This window comes from Dietzia sp. DQ11-71, assembly GCF_014144995.1.
GTDB classification, from domain to species: Bacteria; Actinomycetota; Actinomycetes; order Mycobacteriales; family Mycobacteriaceae; genus Dietzia; species Dietzia kunjamensis.
In genome coordinates this window covers 1-3,122 of record NZ_JAALDT010000220.1, presented here as the reverse complement: position 1 = coordinate 3,122, position 3,122 = coordinate 1, and the positions used below count along the sequence as shown (strand labels likewise).

General features: G+C 71.7%; 5 protein-coding genes. 4 read left to right on the top strand and 1 reads right to left on the bottom strand.

Annotated features, from left to right (window positions below):
* The coding region (locus G6023_RS08645) for an alpha/beta hydrolase domain-containing protein (protein ID WP_277817518.1) at nucleotides 1-240 on the bottom strand (240 nt) is incomplete at its 3' end.
* Between the two features lie 87 nt (nucleotides 241-327).
* On the opposite strand from G6023_RS08645, the gene G6023_RS08640 reads away from it, so the two are divergent.
* The 4 genes from G6023_RS08640 to G6023_RS08625 all read left to right on the top strand — a co-directional run.
* Nucleotides 328-630 carry a hypothetical protein gene (locus G6023_RS08640; RefSeq protein ID WP_182635003.1) on the top strand — a complete coding sequence of 101 codons (303 nt, stop codon included), beginning with the start codon at nucleotides 328-330 and terminating at the stop codon, nucleotides 628-630.
* 78 nt (nucleotides 631-708) lie between these two features.
* On the top strand, nucleotides 709-1,083 hold the full coding sequence (locus tag G6023_RS08635; protein WP_119193462.1) for a hypothetical protein: 375 nt from the start codon (nucleotides 709-711) through the stop codon (nucleotides 1,081-1,083).
* A gap of 211 nt (nucleotides 1,084-1,294) precedes the next feature.
* Entirely contained in the window at nucleotides 1,295-2,119 is an 825-nt protein-coding gene (locus G6023_RS08630) for an acyl-CoA thioesterase (RefSeq protein ID WP_159147887.1), read from the top strand.
* 28 nt (nucleotides 2,120-2,147) lie between these two features.
* A partial coding sequence (locus G6023_RS08625) for an acyl-CoA dehydrogenase family protein (RefSeq protein ID WP_182635001.1) occupies nucleotides 2,148-3,122 on the top strand: 975 nt, incomplete at its 3' end.

The following is a 3,122-nucleotide window of genomic DNA, read 5'->3' as shown; positions in this document are numbered from 1 at the left end:
GGCGTCGGGGCGGCGGACCAGCACCCGGGTGGCGAACGGCGCCGAATCGGCCTGAGCCAGCTGGATGCGCCCGTCGGTGGGCAGGTCGCCGACCGAGTAGGACACCGCCTCACCGGCCGCCGCCCACTCCGACTCCGTGAACCCCGCCGCCGCGAGGTCCGGGCCCGGGCGGGCGGCCATGGGCGGGGCGATCCGCCCCTCGGTGAGTTCGGCGAACGTCGGCGTCTGGACTGGCTGCATGATCCAGATTCTCTCCCGACCGACGCCCGATCCGGATCCCTTTCGCGTCGCTACCCGCCGTCCGCGGCCGCGTCATTGCCCGGCGAGGTGGATGTCGGCACCTGGGTGGGCGTGGAGGACGCCGGCGTGGTGGCAGTGGTCCGCGTGGTGCTGGCCGGCGATGATGTGGACTCTTCCGACGGCGACGCGGTCCGCGTACTCGTGCGTGTCGGGGAGGTCGCGGCCGGGGACACGGTCGTCGCGCGAGGCGTGGGCGTGGACGCGACCGTCGCCGCCCCCAGCGCCGGCGGGGCGCTCCGGCCCCGTGACGAGCAGTCCCCCAGGTGCTTGCTCGCCATCCACGCCGGGGCGCCCCGGGCGATCGCCTCGTCCGAGCAGGTTCCCGCGTAGATCGATATCCTCCCGACCCTGCGCCACCTGCCGTCCGAATACGCGACCCAGTAGGGGTCGCCCGACACCGCGCTGGCCATGACCGCCCACCCGGACCCGCAGTCGATGATCCGCGCGCCGCTGTTCGGGTACAACAGGTCGGAGTTGATCACCCCGGCATCGCACTCCGGTCCCGACACCTCGAGCATCCCGGTGACCTCCGGCGCCGAGGAGCGCGGCATGAGCCGCGACATGCGGGGCGACGAGGGCGAGGTCGCAGGGGAGGACGTCGTGGCGTCGGTGGCCACCGGTTCCGAGCGCTGGTCTCCGGGTCTGACGATAGCCACCACGCCGAACGCCACGACGAGCACGGCGGCGAGCGCCGCGGCGGCAGCGATCAGCGTTCTCGAGGCGGCGAACTCGGGCAGTCCAGTCATCGCGCGTCTCCTGCACGTTCGGAGCCACACATTGTGAGGTCGTCTTTACTATATAAACGACGTCAAGAGTGTCAACTGATTTCACCCGCCCCACCTGCGCGGCCGCTGCCTCGCAACCCCGAGAAAAGCCGGACGATCCCCGGTGGCGGGCGTTCCTCGTCGTCGTCGCCCCTCTCCTCGGTACGGTGAGCCCGCGCCCATCTTCGCGCCCACCCCCGCACCCATCCCCTCGCCCCACAGGAGGTCCCGTGACCGGTCAGGACGCCCCCACCCACGTGTTCGACGAGGCGGTCGCGCTGGAGCCGATCGGCGAGAACCTCTTCCGCGGCCGCACCCACGCCGCGTGGGCCAACATGGTCGGGCCGTTCGGCGGCATCACCGCGGCCACCATGCTGGGCGCGATCCTGCAGCACCCCGAGAAGCACGGCGACCCGCTCGCGCTGACCCTCAACTACGCCGGGCCGGTCGCCGAGGGCGAGTTCGAGATCGAGGCCCGCCCCGCCCGCACCAACCGCTCCAACCAGCACTGGTGGGTGGAGATGCGCCAGGGCGACGAGGTCGTCACCACCGCCACCGCGATCACCGGCCTGCGCCGCGAGACGTGGTCGGAGACCGAGACCGCCCCGCCGGCCGTCCCCGCGCCGGAGGAGCTCACCGCCGCCACGTCGGACCGCGGGGTGCGGTGGGTGGACAACTACGACATGCGGTTCGTCACCGGTGGGTGGGACGACGTGGCCTCCGGTGAGGAGCAACCGGAGTCGACGACGACGATGTGGATCCGCGACGTCCAGCCCCGCGGACTCGACCATCTCGCACTGGCGTCCCTGTGTGATTCGTTCTTCCCGAGGTCGTTCCTCCGGCTCGGTCGGCCGGTCCCGGCGGGCACGGTGACGTTGACGATCCACTTCCTGGCCACCGCCGACGAGATCGCCGCCCAGGGCACGGACTTCCTGCTCGGCAGCGTGCACTCGCACCGGTTCCACGGCAACTACCACGACGAGGCCGCGCGCCTGTGGAGCCGCGACGGCACGCTGCTCGCCACGGGCACGCAGCTTATGTATTTCAAGAACTGAGCATCTCAAGAACTAGAGGGGAGCACCCATGTCCTCGACCCGACACCGCAGTACCCACGTGGTCCTCAACCAGGCGCCGCCCCGCGTGGACGTGGACGAGTACGCCCTCAACCCGGCACTGCAGGAGGCCGTCGCGGTGTTCTCGCCGCACGCCCGCGTCGAGAGGTTCCACGAGATCGGCCGCCACGTGGGCACCGAGCAGTACCAACACGACGCGGAGCTGGCCAACACCCTCACGCCGGTGCACCGCGCGCACGACCGGTGGGGCAACCGGGTCGACGAGATCGAGTTCCACCCCGCCTACCACCGGATCATGGAGTACTCGGTGTCCCGCGGGCTGCACACCTCGGCGTGGGCCGACCCGGGGCCGGGGGCGAACGTCGAGCGGGCCGTGGGGTTCATGCTGGTGTCGCAGATCGAGGCCGGCCACGGGTGCCCGCTGTCGATGACGCACGCGGTGGTCCCGTCGCTGCGGTTGAGCCCCGAGCTGGCCGCCGAGTGGGAGCCGGCGCTGCTGTCGACGGTGTACGACCCTGAGCTGCGCGACCCCGCCACCAAGTCGGGCGTGCTGTTCGGGATGGCCATGACCGAGAAGCAAGGCGGCTCGGACGTCCGCGCCAACACCACCACCGCCGAGCCCGTCGGTGACGGTGACTGCCACGTCCTGCGCGGGCACAAGTGGTTCTGCTCGGCCCCGCAGTCGGACGCGTTCCTCGTCCTGGCGCAGGCGCCGGCCGGCCTGAGCTGCTTCCTCGTCCCGCGGGTCCTGCCCGGCGGCGAGCAGAACCCGTTCCTCGTGCAGCGTCTCAAGGACAAGCTGGGCAACAAGTCCAACGCGTCCTCGGAGGTGGAGTTCGACGGCACGCTCGGCTGGATGGTCGGCGAACCCGGCCGCGGGGTGCGCACGATCATCGAGATGGTCGGCCGGACCCGCCTGGACTGCGTGCTCGGCGCGGCGGCGGGCATGCGCCAGGGCGTGGCCGAGGCGGCGTGGCACGCCCGG